Here is a 20,496-nt window from a genome sequence, read left to right on the forward strand (position 1 = left end):
CGGTGATCTTCCCCGCCACAATCCGTACTTATTTCAAGAAGGAGGCTGGAGCCATTGCTCCAGCGCTCCATTTCCCTTTGGGGGCTTCTGCACATGAATGAACTCATGAAAATTCTTGGCCAGACTGGCCAGGCAATGACCTTTGACCAGATCAAGATTCAGCTCGCATCTCCCGAGCAGATCCGGTCATGGTCGTTTGGTGAAATCAAGAAGCCCGAGACCATTAACTACCGTACATTCAAGCCGGAACGCGATGGTCTGTTCTGCGCCCGGATTTTTGGTCCGATCAAGGATTACGAATGCCTTTGCGGTAAATACAAGCGGATGAAGTTCCGCGGTATTATCTGCGAAAAATGTGGTGTGGAAGTTACGCTGGCCAAAGTCCGCCGTGAGCGTATGGGGCACATCCAGCTGGCAAGTCCGGTCGCGCACATCTGGTTCCTCAAGTCTCTGCCAAGCCGCATTGGCCTTATGGTTGATCTGACGCTTAAAGACTTGGAAAAAGTGTTGTATTTCGAGAACTATCTTGTTCTTGAACCCGGTACGTCTCCCCTCAAGCAGTATTCCCTCCTGACCGAAGAGCAGTATCTCGACGCGATGGATGATTACGGCGAAGAAGGGATCGAAGTCGGTATCGGTGCTGAAGCGATCAAGAAAGTTCTTGAACGCATTGAGTGCGATGCTGAAAAGGTTGAACTGCGTCAGGCTCTCAAGGAAACAACCTCTGAGGCCAAGCGCAAAAAGCTCGTCAAGCGTCTGAAGCTGGTTGAAGCGTTCTCCGAAAGTGGAGCACGTCCAGAATGGATGATTCTGGATCTGGTGCCGGTTATTCCGCCGGAACTGCGGCCGCTTGTGCCGCTGGATGGTGGTCGCTTTGCGACTTCCGACCTGAACGATCTGTACCGTCGCGTTATCAACCGTAACAATCGTTTGAAGCGGTTAATGGAACTGCGTGCGCCCGATATTATCGTGCGTAACGAAAAGCGCATGTTGCAGGAAGCCGTGGATGCCCTGTTTGATAACGGTCGTCGTGGCCGTGCCATTACAGGTGCTAATAAACGTCCTCTCAAATCCTTGTCTGATATGCTCAAGGGTAAGCAGGGGCGCTTCCGTCAGAACCTGCTTGGTAAGCGTGTTGATTATTCCGGTCGTTCGGTCATTGTGGTGGGGCCTGAGCTGAAACTGCATCAGTGCGGTCTGCCCAAAAAAATGGCGCTGGAGCTGTTCAAGCCTTTCATCTACGCCAAGCTGGAAAAATACGGTCACGCCACCACCATCAAGGCTGCAAAGCGCATGGTGGAGAAAGAGCGTCCGGAAGTATGGGATATTCTCGAAGAAGTTATTCGCGAACATCCGGTTCTGCTGAACCGCGCACCGACTCTGCACCGGCTTGGTATTCAGGCGTTTGAGCCTGTACTGGTCGAAGGGAAGGCCATTCAGCTGCACCCGCTGGTCTGCACTGCCTTCAATGCGGACTTTGACGGTGACCAGATGGCTGTTCACGTACCGTTGAGCCTGGAAGCCCAGCTTGAAGCCCGCGTGCTGATGATGTCCACCAACAACATCCTCAGCCCGGCTAACGGTAAGCCGATTATTGTGCCATCTCAGGATATTGTTCTGGGTCTGTATTACCTCAGCCTCGAAACGCCTGAATTCAAAGCCACACCAGACCGTAATGAGTATGACGAAACAACGGGGGAACTGGTTAAGGCTGGCGCGTCGTCTTTCTCGTCCATCGGAGAAGTGGAATACGCACTTAATGCTGGCGCTCTGAAGCTACACGATAAAATTCGTGCACGCTTCGAGCAGGTTGGGCCCGATGGGAAGCGTGTTTATGAAACCGCTGTAACGACACCTGGTCGTGTGCTGATCGCACAAATCCTGCCCAAGCATGAAACCATTCCGTTCTCCCTGATCAACCGCCAGTTGACCAAAAAAGCTGTGTCGGACGTGATCGATACGGTCTATCGTCACTGCGGGCAGAAAGAAGCTGTTATTTTCTGTGATCGGTTGATGGCGCTTGGTTTCCGCCATGCTGCAAAAGCCGGTATTTCCTTCGGTAAGGATGACATGATCATCCCTGCAGAAAAGAAAGAACTGGTTGATCGGACTGCAGCTGAAGTTAAAGAGTTCGAACAGCAGTATCAGGATGGTCTGATTACCGCAGGCGAACGTTACAACAAGGTTGTCGATGCGTGGTCGCGTTGCACGGATGAAGTGCAGGCTGCGATGACCAAAGAAATTTCCCGTCAGGAAATTGGTAAACCCATTAACTCCGTGTGGATGATGAGCCACTCCGGGGCCCGTGGGTCGCCGGCCCAGATGAAGCAGCTTGCCGGGATGCGTGGTCTTATGGCCAAACCATCGGGTGAAATTATCGAACAGCCGATTATTGCCAACTTTAAGGAAGGCCTGTCGGTTCTCGATTACTTTACCTCTACTCACGGTGCCCGTAAGGGTCTGGCAGATACGGCTCTGAAAACCGCTAACTCCGGTTATCTGACCCGTCGTCTGGTGGACGTCGCACAGGACAGCATTATTATCGAAGAGGATTGCGGTAGCGAGCGCGGCCTTACGGTCCGTGCCGTTATGGACGGTGGTGAAGTCGTGGCTTCCCTGTCTGAACGTATCCTTGGTCGTACGCTTGCGTCTGATGTTGTGGACCCGGCTACGGGGCAGGTTATTGCGCCTCGCAATCAGCTTGTTGATGAAGCTGACGCAGAACGTATTGAAAGCGCGGGTGTGGAAGTTGTCCATATCCGGTCCGTGCTGACTTGCGATAGCCGCGTGGGCGTTTGCGGTCGTTGCTATGGGCGTGATCTTGCTCGCGGCACACCGGTAAACATTGGTGAAGCTGTAGGCGTTATTGCTGCTCAGTCCATTGGTGAACCCGGCACGCAGTTGACAATGCGTACCTTCCATATTGGTGGTGCTGCGCAGCGTGGTGCTGAACAGTCCATGATTGAAGCGTCACGCGATGGTAAGATTGTCATCCGTAACCGCAACGTGGTGCAGAACAGTCAGAACGTGCCGATTGTTATGGCGCGTAACTGTGAAATTCTGTTGACCGACGAAAAAGGTGTGGAAAAGTTCCGCTACCGTGTGCCGTATGGTGCGCGTCTGTTGACCACGGAAGGTGCGACAGTGGCTCGTGGCCAGAAACTGGCTGAGTGGGACCCCTACACCTTGCCGATCATTACGGAAAAAGCCGGTAAGGTCGAATATCTTGACCTGATCGATTCCATTACGCTCGTCGAACGTATGGACGAAGTGACCGGTCTGACGTCCAAGGTCGTAGTTGACTATAAGCAGGCAGGCAAAGGTGTGGATCTGCGGCCTCGCTTGCAGTTGAAGGATGCCAACGGCGAAGTGGTGAAGCTGGATAACGGTGCAGAAGCCCGTTACTTCCTGTCACCAGAAACACTGCTGTCCATTGAAAATGGCGCAGAAGTGAATGCCGGTGACGTTCTTGCCCGCCTGCCACGTGAAGGGTCTAAAACACGCGACATTACCGGTGGTCTGCCACGTGTGGCTGAACTGTTTGAAGCCCGGCGTCCTAAAGATCATGCTATTATTGCAGAAATGGAAGGGCGTGTTGAATTCGGCAAGGACTACAAGTCCAAGCGCCGGATTGTGGTGAAGAACGATGAAACAGGCCACGAGCAGGAATACCTGATTCCCAAAGGTAAACACATTTCCGTTCAGGAAGGTGACTTTGTGGAAAAAGGCGATCCGTTGGTCGATGGTCCTCGCGTGCCGCATGACATTCTGAAAGTGATGGGTGTTGAGGCTCTGTCCGATTACCTGATTAACGAAATTCAGGATGTGTATCGTCTGCAGGGCGTGAAAATCAATGACAAGCACATTGAGGTCATCGTTCGTCAGATGCTCCAGAAAGTTGAAATTCTGGAGCCGGGTGATACCACGTATCTGATTGGTGAAACGGTTGATCGACTGGAATTCGACGTCGAGAATACCAAGTGCCTCAATGCAGGTGAACGTCCTGCGCTGGCCATGCCAGTTCTGCAGGGGATCACTAAAGCCTCGCTGCAGACCCAGTCGTTTATCTCTGCAGCATCCTTCCAGGAAACAACTCGCGTGTTGACTGAAGCTGCTACGGCAGGAAAGGTCGATAAGCTGATGGGGCTGAAGGAAAACGTGATTGTTGGTCGCCTGATCCCAGCTGGGACAGGCAGCGTGATGAAGCGCCTGCGTGCGATTGCAGCAGAGCAGGACAAACAGCGCGTTAGTCGTACGGCTGCTGAATAAAATACTGAGGCAGGCCGTGTTAATAAAAAAGGTCGGAGCATTGCTCCGGCCTTTTTTTATGTGTGGGGAGTGGGAGAGTGAGAGAATCGCGGGGTAAAGCTTGACTTCCTGCGGGGGTAGCGGTAGTTAGCAGCCCTCAGCTCTGCTCATCTATGTGGATGAGTGAAGCACTCAGGTTCTCTGTATGAGTTTTAGCATGCGGTTGGCTTCCGGGGGGAAGCGGAGCCGGATGCCGATATAGCCCCATTCGGGTTGTTACCTGATGGGATCTTTTTAATGAAAGTCGGCAGTCGCAGGGAATGCGGTTGGCCGACCGAACTGTGTAAGGATCGGGAAAGGCGCATGCCGACCATCAACCAGCTCATTGCCAAGGGGCGTAAGCCTGCGGTTAAGCGGAACAAAGTGCCCGCTCTGCAGGGATGCCCTCAGAAGCGCGGTGTTTGCACCCGCGTTTATACGACGACACCGAAAAAGCCTAACTCCGCACTGCGTAAAGTTGCCAAGGTGCGTCTGACGAATGGCTATGAGGTGGTTAGCTATATTCCTGGTGAAGGTCACAACCTTCAGGAGCATAGTGTTGTGCTTATCCGCGGCGGTCGTGTGAAGGACTTGCCGGGTGTTCGTTACCACATCCTTCGCGGTGTTCTCGATACGCAGGGTATCGCCAAGCGGCGTCAGCGTCGTTCGCTGTATGGCGCCAAGCGTCCGAAATAAGAGGAAGTTAAGGTATGAGTCGCCGTCATCGTGCTGTTAAGCGCGAGATCCTTCCCGATCCGAAGTTCGGAGATGTCGTCATTACGCGTTTTATGAACGCGCTGATGTTCGACGGTAAGAAGTCTACTGCGGAAAAGATTGTCTATGGTGCGATTGACGCCATGGCCCGTCGCAATGGTGCTGCGTCCGATCCGATCGCGCTGTTCCATAACGCACTGGACAACGTAAAGCCGGCTGTTGAAGTTCGTTCCCGCCGTGTTGGTGGTGCGACCTATCAGGTGCCGGTTGAAGTGCGCGCTGACCGTCGTCAGGCTCTGGCTATTCGCTGGGTCATCGACGCTGCACGCAAGCGTGGTGAAAACACCATGCAGGATCGTCTGTCCAACGAGCTTCTGGATGCCGTGAACAATCGTGGTGCGGCTGTGAAGAAGCGTGAAGATACGCATCGTATGGCTGAAGCCAACAAGGCGTTCAGTCATTATCGCTGGTAATCCGTGAAAGTTCTGCTTTCCCTCTTGTCGAGGGATTGAGGCGCTTATAACAACTGCATCCCGGATATTTTTTGGGGCATGGAGTAAACAATGGCTAAGGCTAAATTTGAGCGGAATAAACCGCACTGTAACATCGGCACCATTGGTCACGTTGACCATGGTAAAACGTCTCTGACGGCTGCTATTACGAAGACCCTGGCAAAGACCGGCGGTGCTGAGTTTAAAGCATACGACATGATCGACGCGGCCCCTGAAGAACGCGCTCGCGGCATCACAATTTCCACCGCTCACGTGGAATATGAAACCGCAAACCGTCACTATGCTCACGTCGACTGCCCCGGACACGCTGACTATGTGAAGAACATGATCACGGGTGCGGCTCAGATGGACGGCGCAATCCTCGTTGTGTCTGCTGCCGACGGCCCGATGCCTCAGACCCGTGAACACATCCTGCTTGCTCGTCAGGTTGGTGTGCCGGCTCTGGTGGTCTTCCTGAACAAGGTTGATCAGGTTGATGATCCTGAGCTGCTTGAACTGGTTGAAATGGAAGTTCGTGAACTTCTGTCCTCCTACCAGTTCCCTGGTGATGATATTCCGGTAATCAAGGGTTCTGCTCTGGTTACTCTGGAAGATGGTGATCCGGAAGTTGGTGAAAACCGCGTTAAAGATCTGATGGATGCGGTTGATTCCTACATTCCTCAGCCAGAACGTCCGGTTGATCGTCCGTTCCTGATGCCGATCGAAGATGTGTTCTCCATCTCCGGTCGTGGTACGGTTGTGACCGGTCGTGTCGAACGTGGCGTGATCAACGTCGGTGACGAAGTTGAAATCGTTGGTCTGAAAGACACCGTCAAGACCACAGTTACGGGCGTTGAAATGTTCCGTAAGCTGCTTGATCGTGGTGAAGCAGGCGACAACATCGGCGCTCTGGTGCGTGGTACAAAGCGTGAAGACGTTGAGCGCGGTCAGGTTCTGGCTAAGCCCGGTTCCATTACGCCGCACAAGAAGTTTAAAGCTGAAGCCTACATCCTGACGAAGGAAGAAGGTGGCCGTCATACGCCATTCTTCACCAACTATCGTCCGCAGTTCTACTTCCGTACGACTGACGTGACGGGTGTTGTGCACCTGCCGGAAGGCACGGAAATGGTTATGCCTGGTGACAACTGCGCCATGGAAGTGGAGCTGATTGCTCCTATCGCCATGGACGAAGGTCTCCGCTTCGCTATCCGCGAAGGTGGCCGTACCGTTGGTGCAGGCGTTGTTGCCTCCATTATCGAGTAATCGATAAGGGATTAGAGACTGAGTGGCCCCGGCTGGTAATGCGGTCGGGGTCTTACTTGGCGGCCGGGTAACCCCGGACAAGTAAAGTGTTGGACTAAGAAACAGATGGACAACCAGAACATCCGCATTCGCCTGAAAGCGTACGATCATCGGGTGCTTGATAACAGCACGAAAGAGATCGTGAATACGGCGAAGCGTACGGGTGCGCGGGTTCGGGGTCCTATCCCGCTGCCGACGCATATCGAACGGTTTACGGTTAACCGTTCTCCTCACGTTGACAAGAAGAGCCGCGAGCAGTTCGAAATTCGGACTCATCGTCGTTTGCTCGATATTGTTGAGCCCACTCCGCAGACCGTGGACGCTCTCATGAAGCTCGACCTCGCCGCTGGCGTGGATGTCGAGATCAAACTTTAAGGTCCAGACGATGCGCACCGGATTGATCGCAAAAAAGTTGGGCATGTCCCGACTGTTCAAGGAAGACGGCACTCATGTGCCTGTCACCGTTCTGCATGTAGATGAAGTGCAGGTGGTAGACGTTCGTACTCAGGAACGTGATGGTTATGTGGCCGTCCAGCTGGGTATGGGCAACGCCAAGGTGAAAAACGTAACAAAACCCAATCGTGGCCATTTTGCCCGCGTGAAGGTTGAACCCAAGAAAACAGTTCGTGAGTTCCGGGTGGCTGATGACGCTACTCTGGAAGTTGGTGCTGCTCTTTCTGCTTCGCACTTCGTTGTCGGCCAGAAGGTTGACGTAACGGGGACGAGTAAGGGTAAGGGATTTGCTGGCGCCATGAAGCGCTGGAATTTTGCGGGTCTTGAAGCCTCGCACGGTGTGTCTATTTCGCATCGTTCGCATGGTTCGACCGGTAACCGCCAGGATCCCGGCAAAACCTTCAAGAACAAGAAAATGGCTGGTCATCTGGGTGATGAACGCGTGACCACCTTGAATCTGGAAATCGCAGCGGTCGATCCGGAAAAGAATCTGATCATGATTCGTGGCTCCGTTCCGGGAGCAAAGAATGGTGTCGTTCTCATTCGTGATGCGATCAAGAAAGCCCGCCATAGCGATGCCCCTTATCCGGCAGCGCTTGTGAAGGCGGAGGCCTGAGATCATGGAAATCGAAATCAAGACACTTGATAACGGCACGGCTGGTTCAGCTACGCTTCCGGAAGAGCTTTTCGGTGCAGCACCCCGGGCAGACGTAATGGCACGTGTTGTGCATTGGCAGCTGGCAAAACGCCGCGCTGGCACGCACAAGGTCAAAGGCATGGGCGAAGTGTCCGGCACGACCAAAAAGCCATATCGCCAGAAAGGCACCGGTAGCGCTCGTCAGGGTTCTTTGCGTGCACCGCAGTACAGAACTGGTGGTGTTGTGCATGGTCCGGTTGTGCGTGACCATGGTTACGACCTGCCTAAAAAAGTGCGTCGTCTGGGTTTGATCTCCGCACTGTCCCAGAAGGCCGCGGAAGGTAAGTTGGTGGTTCTGGATGCGGCATCTGGCGTAACCAAAACCAGCGAACTGGCAAAAAAGCTGCAGGGTCTCGGCTGGGGTTCTGCTCTGATCGTTGATGCATCCGTGGACGAAAATTTCGTGCGCGCTGCTCGCAATCTGCCAAAGATCGACATTCTGCCGACCATTGGCGCGAATGTTTATGACATTCTGAACCATGAGGTGCTTGCCATCACGCAGGCAGGCCTTGAAGGACTGAAGGAACGCCTGGCATGACGAATATTCTTGCTATTCGCAAGAAAGCCGAGCGTCTCTCTCGGGAGGCTCTGTACGACATCGTGCGGACGCCAGTTATTACCGAGAAGGCGACCGCGCTTTCTGAAAAAAATCAGGTTGTTTTCAAGGTCGCAATGACGGCTAGCAAGCCTGAAATCAAGGTTGCGGTGGAAACGCTGTTTGGGGTCAAGGTTGTTGGTGTCAACACTCTTGTCCAGAAAGGAAAAACCAAGCGCTTTAAAGGGCGGATTGGTCAGCGTTCCGACGTTAAAAAGGCGTTCGTTCAGCTTGCAGAAGGTCAGTCCATTGACCTGACCGCGAAGCTGGCGTGACCAAGGGTAGAAACTAATGGCACTGAAGCACTTTAATCCTGTCACGCCGAGCCTGCGTGGTACGGTTCTGATTGATCGTGCTGACCTCTGGAAGGGCAAGCCGGTCAAGCAGCTCACGGAAGGTAAAAACAAGTCGGGCGGTCGTAATAATAACGGTCGTATCACGTCTCGTTTCCGTGGTGGTGGTCACAAGCAGTCTTATCGTTATGTGGACTTCAAGCGTCGTAAATTCGACGTGCTGGGTACTGTGGAACGTCTTGAATACGATCCCAACCGCACGGCATTTATCGCGCTAGTAAAGTACGAAGATGGTGAGCTTGCTTACATTCTCGCTCCGCAGCGTCTGAAGGTTGGTGACAACGTTATCGCCGGCGCACGTGTGGATATTAAGCCAGGCAATGCTATGCCGCTCGCATCCATCCCGGTGGGTACGATTATCCATAACATCGAACTGAAGCAGGGCGCCGGTGGCAAGCTGGCCCGTTCCGCAGGGACGTATGCGCAGTTGGTTGGTAAGGATTCGGGCTACGCTCAGATCAAACTGCAGTCTGGTGAATTGCGTGTTGTACGTGGTGAGTGCATGGCAACTGTTGGTGCCGTGTCCAATCCGGACAACATGAACCAGCATATGGGTAAGGCTGGTCGTTCTCGTTGGCTGGGTCGCCGTCCGCATAACCGCGGCGTGGTGATGAACCCGGTTGACCATCCGCACGGTGGTGGTGAAGGCCGTACATCTGGTGGTCGTCATCCGGTTACGCCATGGGGCAAGCCTACCAAAGGTTACAAAACTCGGGTCAACAAGCGGACGGACGGTCTGATTATCCGTCGCCGGAAGACCGGCAAGTAAGGGGCAATAGAAGATGGCACGTTCCGTCTGGAAAGGTCCGTTCGTCGACGGGTATCTGCTGAACAAGGCTGAAGTATCCCGCGCATCGGGTCGGAATGAAGTGATCAAGATCTGGTCGCGTCGTTCAACGATTCTTCCGCAGTTCGTTGGTCTGACGTTCGGTGTTTATAACGGTCAGAAGTTCCTGCCCGTACAGGTGACTGAGAATATGGTTGGCCATAAATTTGGCGAATTCTCTCCCACCCGTACATTCCACGGGCATGGTGCTGACAAGAAGTCTAAGCGGGGCTAAGAGCACAGATGAGCAAGCCGAAGCATCCGCGCACGCTCGCGGAAACAGAAGCGCAAGCTATCACGCGTAACATTCGGGTTAGCCCCCGCAAGCTGAACCTTGTGGCAGGCCTGATCCGTAATAAACCTGCATCTCAGGCAATTGCGACGCTGACGTTCTCTAAGCGCCGTATCGCTCAGCAGGTTAAGAAAACGCTGGAAAGCGCGATCGCAAATGCTGAAAACAATCACCAGCTCGACGTTGATCAGTTGGTAGTGAAAACGGCTGAAGTGGGTAAGTCCATTGTCATGCGCCGTTTTCATGCACGTGGTCGTGGTCGTTCCGCACGTGTGGAAAAGTTTTTCAGTCACCTGAAGATTGTTGTAGCCGAACGGGCCGTTGTGTCTGACGCGGCTTCTTCCGAGCAGAAGGCGGCCTGAGGTATGGGGCATAAAGTCAATCCGATCGGGCTGCGGCTCGGCATTAACCGCACATGGGACAGCCGCTGGTATGCAGACGCAGATTATTCTCGTCTGCTGCACGAAGATCTTAAACTTCGTGCATTCCTGCGTCGTAAACTGGCTGGCGCTGGCGTCTCTCGTGTTGTCATCGAACGTCCGGCCAAGAAGCCCCGCGTGACGATCTATGCAGCGCGTCCAGGCGTTGTGATCGGCAAGAAGGGGCAGGATATTGACGCTCTGCGTAAAGAGCTGACTCGCATGGCCGGGACAGAAGTTGCGCTGAACATCGTTGAAATCCGCAAGCCTGAAATTGATGCGACTCTGGTTGCAGAAAATATTGCTCAGCAGCTTGAACGCCGTGTTGCTTTCCGTCGCGCCATGAAGCGCGCCGTGCAGTCAGCTATGCGTCTGGGCGCTCAGGGTATCCGGATCAACTGCTCCGGTCGTTTGGGTGGCGCTGAAATTGCTCGTATCGAATGGTACCGTGAAGGTCGTGTGCCCTTGCACACACTGCGTGCGGATATCGATTATGGTACGGCAACGGCAATGACCACTTATGGCACCTGCGGTGTGAAGGTATGGATCTTCAAGGGTGAAATTCTTGCCCATGATCCATTGGCACAGGATCGCCGGGCGGCCGAACAGGCTCCTCAGCGCTGAGGAGAGGATAAAAAACAATGCTTTCCCCTAAGCGGACAAAATTCCGTAAAGCACATAAAGGCCGTATTCACGGTCTTGCAAAAAGCGGTACCACACTGAACTTTGGTACGTTTGGTCTCAAAGCTTTGCAGCCGGAACGTATTACGGCTCGCCAGATTGAGGCATCCCGTCGTGCCATTACCCGCGCCATGAAACGTGCTGGTCGTGTCTGGATTCGTATTTTTCCGGATATTCCGGTCTCGACAAAGCCCGCAGAAGTGCGTATGGGCTCCGGTAAGGGATCGCCTGAATACTGGGTGGCCCGTGTGAAGCCAGGTCGCATTTTGTTTGAGATCGAAGGTGTTCCCCCAGAGCTGGCGCGCGAAGCGTTGGCTCTCGGTGCCGCCAAATTGCCGATCAAGACCAAGTTTGTGACCCGAATTGGAGATGCGTAAGATGGTAAAGGCAGTTAAGCCAGCTGATTTGCGCGCTAAAACGGCAGACGAGCTTGAAGCTCGTCTGGTCGAATTGAAGCGTGAGCAGCTCAACTTGCGTTTCCAGCAGGCCACCGGGCAGTCAGAATCGCTGAGCCGTATCCGTGCGGTCCGCCGTGAAATTGCGCGCATCAAGACAATTGCTGCGCAGAATGCAAAGAATGTAGCAGGTGCAAAAACATCTGCTGCCAATGCCTGAGGAGAGGTAGCCGATGCCGAGGCGCGTCCTTACCGGACGTGTGACGAGCGACAAGATGGACAAGACCGTTACGGTTCTTGTCGATCGTCGCGTCATGCATCCTGTGTATAAAAAGTTCATTCGTCGTTCCAAGAAATATGCGGCGCATGATGAAGAAAACATCTGCAAGATCGGTGATTCTGTGCGGATTGTTGAATGTGCGCCTATTTCACGGCGTAAGACGTGGACCGTGATTTCCCGCAACGGTGATTCCGTGGGCGTGGAAGCAACTGCGTCGGCCTAACGTAAGGATTTTAGGTTATGATCCATCCCGAGACCAACCTCGATGTGGCCGACAATTCCGGTGCACGTCAGGTGCAGTGCATTAAGGTGCTGGGCGGTTCCAAGCGGAAGTCTGCCTCGGTCGGCGACGTGATCGTCGTTTCCGTCAAGGAAGCCATCCCCCGTGGGAAGGTGAAGAAGGGCGATGTTCACCAGGCCGTTATCGTGCGTACCTCTTACCCGGTTCGTCGTCCCGATGGCAGCGCCATCCGGTTCGATCGCAACGCGGCCGTGTTGATCAATAAGCAGCAGGAACCGATTGGTACCCGCATTTTTGGCCCGGTCGTGCGTGAACTGCGTGCGAAGAAGTTCATGAAGATCATCTCTCTCGCGCCGGAGGTGCTGTAATGGCTGCCCGTATTAAAAAAGGCGATACGGTTGTCGTCATCACTGGCTCTTCAAAGGGCGTGCAGGGTGAAGTTCTGGAGGTTCGTCCTTCAGAAGAGCGCGCTGTTGTGCGTGGTGTGGCAATTGCCAAGCGTCATCAGCGTGCCCGTCGTATGGGTGAAGAAGGTGGGATTATTGCCCGTGAGGCAGCTGTCCACCTCTCCAACCTGAAGCTGGTTGATCCTGCTTCCAAGAAGCCGACACGTGTTGGTTTCCGGGTGCTGGAGAACGGCAAAAAAGTTCGCGTTGCCAAGGCGACTGGCGAAGTGATTGAAGGTTGAGAGGCCAGGTATGAGTGCGAATCAGGAAGGGCGTTCCCTCCCGCGCCTTCACCAGCGCTATGAGAGTGAACTTCGTGCCAAGCTGCGTGAGCAGTTTGGGTATAGTAACGAAATGCAGGTGCCGCGGCTTGAAAAAATCGTCCTGAATATGGGCGTTGGTGAAGCCGCTGGTGACCAGAAAAAGCTGGATGCAGCCGTTGCGGAAATGACCCTTATTGCGGGTCAGAAGCCAGTTAAAACTGTTGCTAAAAAGGCAATTGCTGGTTTTAAGATCCGTGAAGGCCTGCCGATTGGCTGTAAGGTTACGCTGCGTCGGGCACGGATGTACGAATTTCTTGATCGTCTTGTGACGATTGCGATGCCTCGTATCCGTGACTTCCGTGGTCTCCCTGCGACAAAAGGCTTCGATGGTCGTGGCAATTTTGCCCTTGGCCTGAAAGAGCAGATTGTTTTCCCTGAAATCGAATATGACAAAGTGGACGAAGTCCGCGGTATGGATGTTGTGTTCGTGACCAGCGCGAAGACGGATGCTGAAGCTAAAGCTTTGCTGAAGGCGTTTGATCTTCCCTTCTTGGGATGATACAGGCTGCTTTATTGTGTGATCTTGGAAAACCGTCGAAGGTTTTCGAAGGGTTCCGGAGGTAATGTTGTATGGCTAAAACATCTGCCATCCTGCGTAATGCGAAACGCAAGCGCATGGCGGCACGGGATAATGAGAAGCGTACTGCTCTCAAAAATATTGTTATGGACCGTTCTTTGCCCGTGGAAGATCGGTTTGATGCGTCTCTTAAGCTGGCAGAGCTGCCGCGCAACGGTTCCCGTGTGCGCGTGCGTCTGCGTTGCAAGCTAACAGGTCGTTCTCGCGGTAATTATCGCAAGTTTGAGCTGTGTCGTATCGCTTTCCGTGATCTGGCTTCTGATGGTCAGATTCCGGGAGTGGTAAAAGCTAGCTGGTAAGGGCTCGAGATGTCGCTTTCAGATCCTTTGGGTGATATGCTCACCCGTATTCGCAATGCTCAGCGTGCGCGTCACAACTCTTGTGTTGCTCCGGCATCCAATCTGCGTGTGAACGTGCTTGAAGCTCTGCAGCGCGAAGGTTACATCCGCGGTTACAAGCGTGAAGAAGTGCGGAAGGGTATTGCCCAGCTGCATATCGAGCTGAAGTACGCGGAAGGTGAACCGGTTATTCGTGAAATCCAGCGTGTTTCCCGCCCTGGTCGTCGCGTGTATTCCAAAATTAAAGAACTGCCGCGTGTTTGTGCTGGTCTGGGTGTGTCTATCCTGTCCACGCCGCGTGGTGTTCTGTCCGATGTAGAGGCCCGCGCCGCCAATGTTGGTGGTGAAGTCCTTTGCCGCGTATTCTGAGGAGGGATAAATGTCACGAGTAGGCAAGTATCCCGTCGAAGTGCCGGCAGGGGTCACAGTTTCCATCGCGGACGGTGTTTTTAAGGCTAAGGGCAAGCTGGGTGAGCTTTCTCTTCCTATTTCCAGTCATGTTACGGCTGAAGTGAAGGATGGTTCGGTTGTTGTACAGCCGAATGGTACCGAATCTCAGGCTCGCATGATGTGGGGAACAACGCGCGCACTTATTGCTTGTGCCGTTAAGGGTGTTTCTGATGGGTTTTCAAAAACTCTGGAAATTACCGGGACAGGTTATCGTGCAGCAGTGCAGGGTTCTAATCTGGTTATGAACCTTGGTTTCTCTCACGACGTGATCTATCCGATTCCGGCTGGCATTAAAATTTCTACCCCGCGTCCGACTGCGATTGTGGTGGAAGGGATTGATAAGCAGCGTGTTGGCCAGGTGGCTCTGGATATCCGTAGTTATCGTAAACCAGAACCTTATAAAGGTAAGGGTGTGCGTTACGATACGGAAACTATCCGCCGTAAGGAAGGCAAGAAGAAATAATGAGCACTCAGCAGGAATTGCGGAATCGGCGGCGTGCGCGTCTCCGTTTTCAGCTTCGCCGCAAGGCTGGTGGCCGTCCTCGTCTATCGGTTTTCCGGTCTGGTAAAAACATCTATGCTCAGGTGATTGATGATGCGCAGGGGGTTACTCTTGCTGCTGCATCAACGCTGGATAAAGAACTGCGTGAAACCCTGAAAAATGGTGCCACGCAGGATAGTGCTGGTGCAGTTGGCAAGCTGGTTGCCCAGCGCGCTGTTGCAGCCGGTGTGTCTCAGGTCGTTTTCGATCGGGGGTCTTATCTTTATCACGGGCGCGTCAAAGCCCTGGCGGAGGCGGCCCGTGAGGGCGGTCTCTCCTTCTGAGGAAAGGATCGCGGAATGGCTCGTGAACCAAGAGAAGGCGGTCGAGGCGGCCGTGAGCGCGAACGCGAAGGTGATGAACTGGTTGATAAACTGGTTACCATTAACCGCGTTGCAAAAGTTGTAAAAGGTGGTCGGCGCTTTGCGTTTGCCGCTCTTGTTGTGGTTGGCGATCAGAAAGGTCGTGTGGGCTACGGTGCTGGTAAAGCCCGTGAAGTGCCCGAAGCCATTCGCAAGGCAACTGAACGTGCAAAACGTGGGATGATTCGCGTTCCCATGAAAGAAGGTCGTACCTTGCATCACGACGTTGCCGGTCACTTTGGGGCTGGTAAGGTTGTTCTGCGCTCGGCAGAAGCCGGGACCGGAATTATTGCTGGTGGCCCTATGCGTGCAGTTTTTGAAAGCCTAGGCATTAACGACGTTGTCGCTAAGTCCTTGGGGACCAGAAACCCGCACAACATGGTTAAAGCGACGTTTGACGCTCTGACGCGTTGTGCAAGCCCACGTGCCGTGGCAAACCGCCGTGGTAAAAAAGTGGCGGAAATCTTTGGCAAGCGCGACCAGGCTGCTGGTGCGGAGGCTGCAGATGTCTGATAAGAAAACCTTCAAGGTGATTCAGGTGGCGTCCGGTAACGGACGCAAGCCTGGTCAGCAGGAAACTCTGATCGGGCTTGGTCTGAACAAGATCGGGCGCGAAAAGGTTCTGGAAGATACTCCTTCTACTCGGGGTATGGTCCGCAAGGTGGCCCACCTGGTGAAGGTGGAGGACTGAAATGAGACTTAACGAGCTTCGTGATAACGAAGGCGCTCGCTACCGCAAAAAGCGGCTTGGGCGCGGTATTGGTTCCGGTAAAGGCAAGACTTCCGGTAAGGGTGTTAAAGGCCAGAAGGCACGTGAGGGTGTTTCCCTTAACGGGTTTGAAGGTGGTCAGCTCCCAATTTACCGTCGTCTGCCGAAACGGGGCTTTAAAAATATCTTCCGCAAGGTCTATGCACCAGTTAACCTTGGTGCAGTAGAACAGGCTTTGGCTGATGGTAAGCTGGCAAACGGCGTGACTATTACGGAAGAAGCGCTGAAGAAAGCTGGTCTGGTCGGGACTGGTAAGTACGCTGGCGTTCGCATTCTTGGCGAAGGTGAACTGACCAAAGGCGTTTCTTTTGAAGTGTCTGGCGTTTCCGCTTCTGCCAAGGCCGCGATTGAAAAAGTTGGTGGTAGCATTAAGCTGCTGGCAGCTGCGCCTGTGGAAGCTAGCGCCTCCTGATTATGAAGGAGAGAGCAGTGGTTGACCCTGTTCTCTCTTCTTCGTTTAAATCAGAAAAGCTGCCTGAAATTTTTCAGGCAATCATGGCAGCGTCTCCACTTTGCGTGGCGGCGCTGTTTGTGTGAAAGGACGGATGCATGGCTTCCGCGGCCGAACAACTGGCTGCCAATTTTAACGTAGGCTCTTTTGCCAAGGCAACGGAACTCAAGAAGCGGATCTGGTTTACGCTGGGCGCGCTGATTGTCTACCGGTTGGGAACGTACATTCCCGTGCCTGGTGTGGACGCTACGGTTATGGGGCAGCTTCTGGCGCAGCATCAGGGCGGCATTCTTGGGATGTTCAACATGTTCTCGGGCGGCGCTCTTGGGCGCATGACCGTGTTTGCGTTGAATATTATGCCCTATATCTCTGCGTCGATTATTGTGCAGTTGATGTCTACGGCTGTACCTTCTCTTGAGGCGCTCAAGAAGGAAGGTGAGCAAGGGCGTAAAAAACTTAACCAGTATACGCGTTACCTGACCGTGCTGATTGCTGTTTTTCAGGCTTATGGCATTGCTATAGGGTTGGAGAATGTTCAGAGCGGTGCGGCTGTTGTTAATCCCGGACCGCTGTTTTTGATCACCTGTGTTACGGCGCTGGTGGGCGGAACCATGTTTTTGATGTGGCTGGGTGAGCAGATTACTTCCCGAGGGGTGGGTAATGGGATTTCACTCATTATCTTTGCAGGTATCGTTGCTAACCTGCCTCATGCCTTGGTGAGCCTTTTTCAGCTGGGTTATACTGGAGCCTTGTCTTCTTTCTTTGTGTTGCTGTTCCTTGTGCTTGCTGGTCTGACCATCATGTTCATCGTGTTTATGGAGCAGGCTCAAAGACGTGTGGTCATTCAATATCCCAAGCGCCAGATGGGGCAACGGATGTTTGGTGGTGACACAACCCACATGCCGCTGAAGGTAAACACCGCAGGGGTTATCCCACCTATTTTTGCGTCATCTGTTCTGTTGATTCCTGTAACCCTTGCAGGGTTCATGAATGGGAAATCATTGCCTGGATGGCTTTCATTTCTGGGTGAGGAGCTTGGGCAGGGGCAACCTCTGTATTTGCTCTTTTACGCATTGATGATTGTATTCTTTTCTTACTTCTATGCGGCCGTGACATTTAATCCTGCTGAAACCGCTGACAACCTGCGCAAGCAGGGAGGTTTTATACCTGGTGTACGCCCGGGTGGAGCGACTGCATCTTACTTTGATAAGATCCTGACGCGTTTGACGACGATTGGCGCGGCATACATGGTGGCTGTCTGTCTGCTGCCGCAGATTTTGATCAGTCGTTACAATGTGCCTTTCTATTTTGGCGGAACGAGTCTGATCATTATTGTGTCCGTTACAATCGATACGGTAACGCAGATCCAGTCTCATCTGGTCGCACATCAGTATCAGGGCCTGATGCGTAAATCCCGCGGCGGCAGGAAGCAGAGGATCATCAGACGATGAACATTATTTTTCTGGGCCCACCAGGGGCAGGAAAAGGCACCCAATCCAAGATTCTCGAAGAGCGGCATGGGCTGGTGCAGATTTCTACCGGGGACATGCTCCGCGCGGAAGTCGCTCGTGGTTCTGAAGTTGGCAATCAGGCCAAAGCCTTGATGGTGGCAGGGAAACTTGTGCCAGATGCTTTGATTATTGCCATGCTTAAGGATCGGATTGCGCAACCGGATTGTCAGAACGGATTTATTCTGGATGGTTTCCCACGGACCTTGGCGCAAGCTGAAGAACTGGATACCATGCTTGCAGCAGACAAGAAGAGCATTGATGTTGTGCTCTTCTTGGATGTGGATGAAGAGATTCTGGCTGACCGTATATCCGGACGTTATACCTGTGCGCAGTGCGGACAGACCTATAACGAGGCATCCAACCCTCCTGCAAAGGATGGTGTGTGCGATGCCTGTGGCAGTCATGAGTTTAAGCGTCGTGCTGATGATAAGCGTGAAACAGTTGTTGAACGTTTGAAAGAGTACCGGAATCTGACTGCGCCGATTCTGCCGTTTTATGAAAAAACGGGGCGTTTGCGGAAGGTAAACGGTATGCTTGCGACTGCTGAAGTGACGGCAGAAATTGAAGCAGCGCTTGAAGATAGCGGTGCGATCACGAAGAAGTGATCAGTTTTCGTTGACTTGTAACGGTGGTCGGTATATTTCGCGGCCACCAAGTGAAATCTGCCCCAGTCAAACAGGGCTATGAGCCGTTCGCTATAAAAGCGGGCGAACAGGAGTATAAGGCGTGGCACGTATTGCCGGCGTGAATGTCCCGACGAACAAGCGGGTTGTGATCGGGCTTCAGTATATTTATGGAATTGGCGCATCTAAGGCTGCAGAAATCTGCAAAACCTTGGAGATTCCGGAAGCAAAGCGGGTTAACGAACTCAGCGACGATGAAATCATGAAGCTCCGTGAGCTGATTGATGGTACATATCGCGTTGAAGGCGATCTGCGTCGTGAAATTGCGATGAACATTAAGCGCCTGATGGATCTTGGTTGCTACCGCGGCCTGCGTCATCGTCGTGGGCTGCCAGTTCGTGGCCAGCGGACGCACACCAATGCCCGTACCCGTAAGGGTAAGGCAGTGGCGATTGCCGGTAAGAAGAAAGCAACGCGTTAATCCAATTCGCTAGGGCGACCAGCCTGCAAATATGTGGGCTGGACAGGGACTGAGGTAGAAAAGACATGGCGAAAGCCGCAACACCGCGTGTTCGTAAAAAAGAGCGTAAGAACATTATTTCTGGCGTGGCGCATGTGCTCTCCACGTTCAACAACACCATGATCACCATTTCTGATGCTCAGGGGAATGCAATCTCCTGGTCTTCTGCTGGTGCGCAGGGCTTTAAAGGTTCGCGGAAGTCTACGCCTTATGCGGCGCAGGTTGCGGCTGAGGATGCAGGTCGCAAGGCCCGTGAACACGGCATGGAAACGCTGGAAATCGAAGTTTCCGGTCCTGGGTCGGGGCGTGAAAGCGCACTGCGTGCTCTGCAGGCTGTTGGTTTCACCATCACCTCTATTCGTGATATGACACCTGTCCCGCACAATGGCTGCCGCCCGCGCAAGCGTCGCCGCGTCTGAGCTTACGAGCGGAAAGATAGCCTGATATTGTCAGCTGTCTTTCCATTTGTTGTGTCCACTTCAGAGAAATCGCTGCGTAAGCAGTGGTTTTTCGTATTGAAAGGCCGGTCCATTGGTCCTTCAGAAAAACTGGCAATCTCTGATCAAGCCTGAAAAGCTTGAAGTTGAATCCGGAGTGGAGCCCGCTCGTATCGCAACCGTAGTGGCCGAGCCACTGGAACGCGGTTTTGGTATGACGCTCGGTAACGCCCTGCGTCGGGTTCTGCTGTCTTCACTTCAAGGCGCGGCGGTCACGGCGGTTCAGATTGACGGCGTTCTGCACGAGTTTTCGTCTGTTGCAGGTGTTCGGGAAGATGTGACTGACATCGTCCTCAACATTAAGCAGTTGGCGTTGCGCATGCACGGTGAAGGGCCGAAGCGTATGGTGCTGACGGCCACTGGCCCCGGCGAAGTGCGCGCAAGCCAGATCCAGACTGGCCATGATATTGAAATCATGAACCCGGATCTGGTTATCTGCACGCTTGATGACGGCGTTAAGCTGGGCATGGAATTTATTGTTAACACCGGAAAAGGCTATGTTCCTGCGGCGGCTAACCGTCCGGAAGATGCGCCGATCGGTCTGATCCCGGTTGATGCAATTTATTCCCCTGTAAAGCGCGTGTCTTACAAGGTGGAACCGACCCGCGTTGGTCAGGTCACCGATTATGACAAGCTGCTGCTGACGGTCGAAACAAATGGTGCTGTTACCCCAGAAGACGCGGTAGCCCTTGCTGCCCGGATTCTGCAGGATCAGCTGCAGCTCTTCATCAACTTTGATGAGCCGCGCCCTGTGCAGGCTGAAGAGCCTGAAGACGATCTGCCGTTCAACCGCAATCTGCTGCGCAAGGTGGATGAGCTTGAATTGTCTGTTCGTAGTGCAAATTGCCTGAAGAACGACAATATCATCTACATCGGGGATCTGGTTCAGAAGAGTGAGCAGGAAATGCTGCGCACACCGAACTTTGGCCGTAAATCCCTGAATGAAATTAAGGAAGTCCTGACTTCTATGGGGCTGTCCTTGGGTATGAATGTCCCGGCGTGGCCGCCGGAAAATATTGAAGAGTTGGCAAAGCGGCTTGATGAGCCGTTTTGATCTGACTT

General features: G+C 53.4%; 30 protein-coding genes. All 30 read left to right on the plus strand.

The genetic code is table 11. The features are described from left to right. Positions 1 to 93: 93 nt before the first annotated feature. Positions 94 to 4,269 (plus strand): DNA-directed RNA polymerase subunit beta', encoded by a 4,176-nt coding sequence (gene rpoC, locus Absy_RS01610; RefSeq protein WP_048853064.1) that lies wholly within the window; start codon positions 94 to 96, stop codon positions 4,267 to 4,269. Between the two features lie 342 nt (positions 4,270 to 4,611). After that, positions 4,612 to 4,983: a 30S ribosomal protein S12 gene (gene rpsL, locus Absy_RS01615; RefSeq protein ID WP_003622698.1), complete on the plus strand. Its 372-nt coding sequence runs from the start codon at positions 4,612 to 4,614 to the stop codon at positions 4,981 to 4,983. Positions 4,984 to 4,997: 14 nt separating this feature from the next. After that, complete coding sequence (gene rpsG / locus Absy_RS01620) at positions 4,998 to 5,474, plus strand: 30S ribosomal protein S7 (protein WP_048852975.1); 477 nt, start codon at positions 4,998 to 5,000, stop codon at positions 5,472 to 5,474. Positions 5,475 to 5,564: 90 nt separating this feature from the next. After that, positions 5,565 to 6,755, plus strand: a complete 1,191-nt coding sequence (gene tuf / locus Absy_RS01625) for an elongation factor Tu (RefSeq protein ID WP_048852976.1) — start codon at positions 5,565 to 5,567, stop codon at positions 6,753 to 6,755. Between the two features lie 105 nt (positions 6,756 to 6,860). After that, positions 6,861 to 7,169 (plus strand): 30S ribosomal protein S10, encoded by a 309-nt coding sequence (gene rpsJ, locus Absy_RS01630; RefSeq protein ID WP_007282720.1) that lies wholly within the window; start codon positions 6,861 to 6,863, stop codon positions 7,167 to 7,169. A gap of 10 nt (positions 7,170 to 7,179) precedes the next feature. Continuing rightward, on the plus strand, positions 7,180 to 7,863 hold the full coding sequence (gene rplC / locus Absy_RS01635) for a 50S ribosomal protein L3 (protein WP_048852977.1): 684 nt from the start codon (positions 7,180 to 7,182) through the stop codon (positions 7,861 to 7,863). A 4-nt stretch (positions 7,864 to 7,867) separates the two neighbouring features. Next, positions 7,868 to 8,482: a 50S ribosomal protein L4 gene (gene rplD, locus Absy_RS01640; protein ID WP_048852978.1), complete on the plus strand. Its 615-nt coding sequence runs from the start codon at positions 7,868 to 7,870 to the stop codon at positions 8,480 to 8,482. After that, positions 8,479 to 8,814, plus strand: coding sequence for a 50S ribosomal protein L23 (locus Absy_RS01645; protein ID WP_048852979.1), 336 nt, complete (start codon positions 8,479 to 8,481; stop codon positions 8,812 to 8,814). Before rplD ends, Absy_RS01645 begins: the two co-directional genes overlap by 4 nt. 16 nt (positions 8,815 to 8,830) lie before the next feature. Then, positions 8,831 to 9,661 (plus strand): 50S ribosomal protein L2, encoded by an 831-nt coding sequence (gene rplB, locus Absy_RS01650; RefSeq protein ID WP_048852980.1) that lies wholly within the window; start codon positions 8,831 to 8,833, stop codon positions 9,659 to 9,661. A gap of 13 nt (positions 9,662 to 9,674) precedes the next feature. Further along, the gene (gene rpsS / locus Absy_RS01655; protein ID WP_012812769.1) at positions 9,675 to 9,953 is read left to right on the plus strand and encodes a 30S ribosomal protein S19; all 279 of its coding nucleotides are present in this window, start codon (positions 9,675 to 9,677) and stop codon (positions 9,951 to 9,953) included. Between the two features lie 8 nt (positions 9,954 to 9,961). Next, the gene (gene rplV, locus Absy_RS01660) at positions 9,962 to 10,372 is read left to right on the plus strand and encodes a 50S ribosomal protein L22 (protein ID WP_048852981.1); all 411 of its coding nucleotides are present in this window, start codon (positions 9,962 to 9,964) and stop codon (positions 10,370 to 10,372) included. 3 nt (positions 10,373 to 10,375) lie between these two features. Next, on the plus strand, positions 10,376 to 11,053 hold the full coding sequence (gene rpsC, locus Absy_RS01665; RefSeq protein ID WP_048852982.1) for a 30S ribosomal protein S3: 678 nt from the start codon (positions 10,376 to 10,378) through the stop codon (positions 11,051 to 11,053). Between the two features lie 17 nt (positions 11,054 to 11,070). Next, positions 11,071 to 11,487, plus strand: a complete 417-nt coding sequence (gene rplP / locus Absy_RS01670; protein ID WP_048852983.1) for a 50S ribosomal protein L16 — start codon at positions 11,071 to 11,073, stop codon at positions 11,485 to 11,487. 1 nt (position 11,488) lies between these two features. Beyond that, positions 11,489 to 11,725: a 50S ribosomal protein L29 gene (rpmC, locus tag Absy_RS01675; protein ID WP_048852984.1), complete on the plus strand. Its 237-nt coding sequence runs from the start codon at positions 11,489 to 11,491 to the stop codon at positions 11,723 to 11,725. A 13-nt stretch (positions 11,726 to 11,738) separates the two neighbouring features. Beyond that, entirely contained in the window at positions 11,739 to 12,008 is a 270-nt protein-coding gene (rpsQ, locus tag Absy_RS01680) for a 30S ribosomal protein S17 (RefSeq protein ID WP_048852985.1), read from the plus strand. 17 nt (positions 12,009 to 12,025) lie between these two features. After that, on the plus strand, positions 12,026 to 12,394 hold the full coding sequence (rplN, locus tag Absy_RS01685; RefSeq protein ID WP_025826951.1) for a 50S ribosomal protein L14: 369 nt from the start codon (positions 12,026 to 12,028) through the stop codon (positions 12,392 to 12,394). Then, complete coding sequence (gene rplX, locus Absy_RS01690; protein ID WP_048852986.1) at positions 12,394 to 12,714, plus strand: 50S ribosomal protein L24; 321 nt, start codon at positions 12,394 to 12,396, stop codon at positions 12,712 to 12,714. Before rplN ends, rplX begins: the two co-directional genes overlap by 1 nt. A 10-nt stretch (positions 12,715 to 12,724) precedes the next feature. Beyond that, a complete protein-coding gene (rplE, locus tag Absy_RS01695; RefSeq protein WP_048852987.1) occupies positions 12,725 to 13,294 on the plus strand; it encodes a 50S ribosomal protein L5 in 570 nt (189 codons plus the stop codon). Between the two features lie 71 nt (positions 13,295 to 13,365). Next, entirely contained in the window at positions 13,366 to 13,671 is a 306-nt protein-coding gene (rpsN, locus tag Absy_RS01700) for a 30S ribosomal protein S14 (RefSeq protein ID WP_025826945.1), read from the plus strand. Positions 13,672 to 13,680: 9 nt separating this feature from the next. Further along, entirely contained in the window at positions 13,681 to 14,079 is a 399-nt protein-coding gene (rpsH, locus tag Absy_RS01705) for a 30S ribosomal protein S8 (RefSeq protein ID WP_025826943.1), read from the plus strand. 10 nt (positions 14,080 to 14,089) lie between these two features. Next, complete coding sequence (rplF, locus tag Absy_RS01710) at positions 14,090 to 14,623, plus strand: 50S ribosomal protein L6 (RefSeq protein WP_048852988.1); 534 nt, start codon at positions 14,090 to 14,092, stop codon at positions 14,621 to 14,623. Further along, positions 14,623 to 14,985, plus strand: a complete 363-nt coding sequence (gene rplR / locus Absy_RS01715) for a 50S ribosomal protein L18 (RefSeq protein WP_048852989.1) — start codon at positions 14,623 to 14,625, stop codon at positions 14,983 to 14,985. Before rplF ends, rplR begins: the two co-directional genes overlap by 1 nt. 15 nt (positions 14,986 to 15,000) lie before the next feature. Next, on the plus strand, positions 15,001 to 15,576 hold the full coding sequence (rpsE, locus tag Absy_RS01720; protein ID WP_048852990.1) for a 30S ribosomal protein S5: 576 nt from the start codon (positions 15,001 to 15,003) through the stop codon (positions 15,574 to 15,576). Continuing rightward, on the plus strand, positions 15,569 to 15,754 hold the full coding sequence (gene rpmD / locus Absy_RS01725; RefSeq protein WP_048852991.1) for a 50S ribosomal protein L30: 186 nt from the start codon (positions 15,569 to 15,571) through the stop codon (positions 15,752 to 15,754). Before rpsE ends, rpmD begins: the two co-directional genes overlap by 8 nt. Position 15,755: 1 nt before the next feature. Further along, positions 15,756 to 16,244: a 50S ribosomal protein L15 gene (rplO, locus tag Absy_RS01730; RefSeq protein ID WP_048852992.1), complete on the plus strand. Its 489-nt coding sequence runs from the start codon at positions 15,756 to 15,758 to the stop codon at positions 16,242 to 16,244. 137 nt (positions 16,245 to 16,381) lie between these two features. After that, complete coding sequence (secY, locus tag Absy_RS01735; RefSeq protein ID WP_048852993.1) at positions 16,382 to 17,734, plus strand: preprotein translocase subunit SecY; 1,353 nt, start codon at positions 16,382 to 16,384, stop codon at positions 17,732 to 17,734. Beyond that, positions 17,731 to 18,399: an adenylate kinase gene (locus Absy_RS01740; protein WP_048852994.1), complete on the plus strand. Its 669-nt coding sequence runs from the start codon at positions 17,731 to 17,733 to the stop codon at positions 18,397 to 18,399. The genes secY and Absy_RS01740 overlap by 4 nt, the downstream gene beginning before the upstream one ends. A gap of 121 nt (positions 18,400 to 18,520) precedes the next feature. Continuing rightward, the gene (rpsM, locus tag Absy_RS01745) at positions 18,521 to 18,898 is read left to right on the plus strand and encodes a 30S ribosomal protein S13 (RefSeq protein WP_048852995.1); all 378 of its coding nucleotides are present in this window, start codon (positions 18,521 to 18,523) and stop codon (positions 18,896 to 18,898) included. 65 nt (positions 18,899 to 18,963) lie between these two features. Beyond that, entirely contained in the window at positions 18,964 to 19,356 is a 393-nt protein-coding gene (gene rpsK / locus Absy_RS01750; protein ID WP_025826926.1) for a 30S ribosomal protein S11, read from the plus strand. Positions 19,357 to 19,468: 112 nt separating this feature from the next. Further along, entirely contained in the window at positions 19,469 to 20,488 is a 1,020-nt protein-coding gene (locus tag Absy_RS01755) for a DNA-directed RNA polymerase subunit alpha (protein ID WP_025826924.1), read from the plus strand. The last annotated feature ends 8 nt before the right edge of the window (positions 20,489 to 20,496 follow it).

It is taken from the genome of Acetobacter syzygii, from assembly GCF_000964225.1.
GTDB classification, from domain to species: domain Bacteria; phylum Pseudomonadota; class Alphaproteobacteria; order Acetobacterales; family Acetobacteraceae; genus Acetobacter; species Acetobacter syzygii.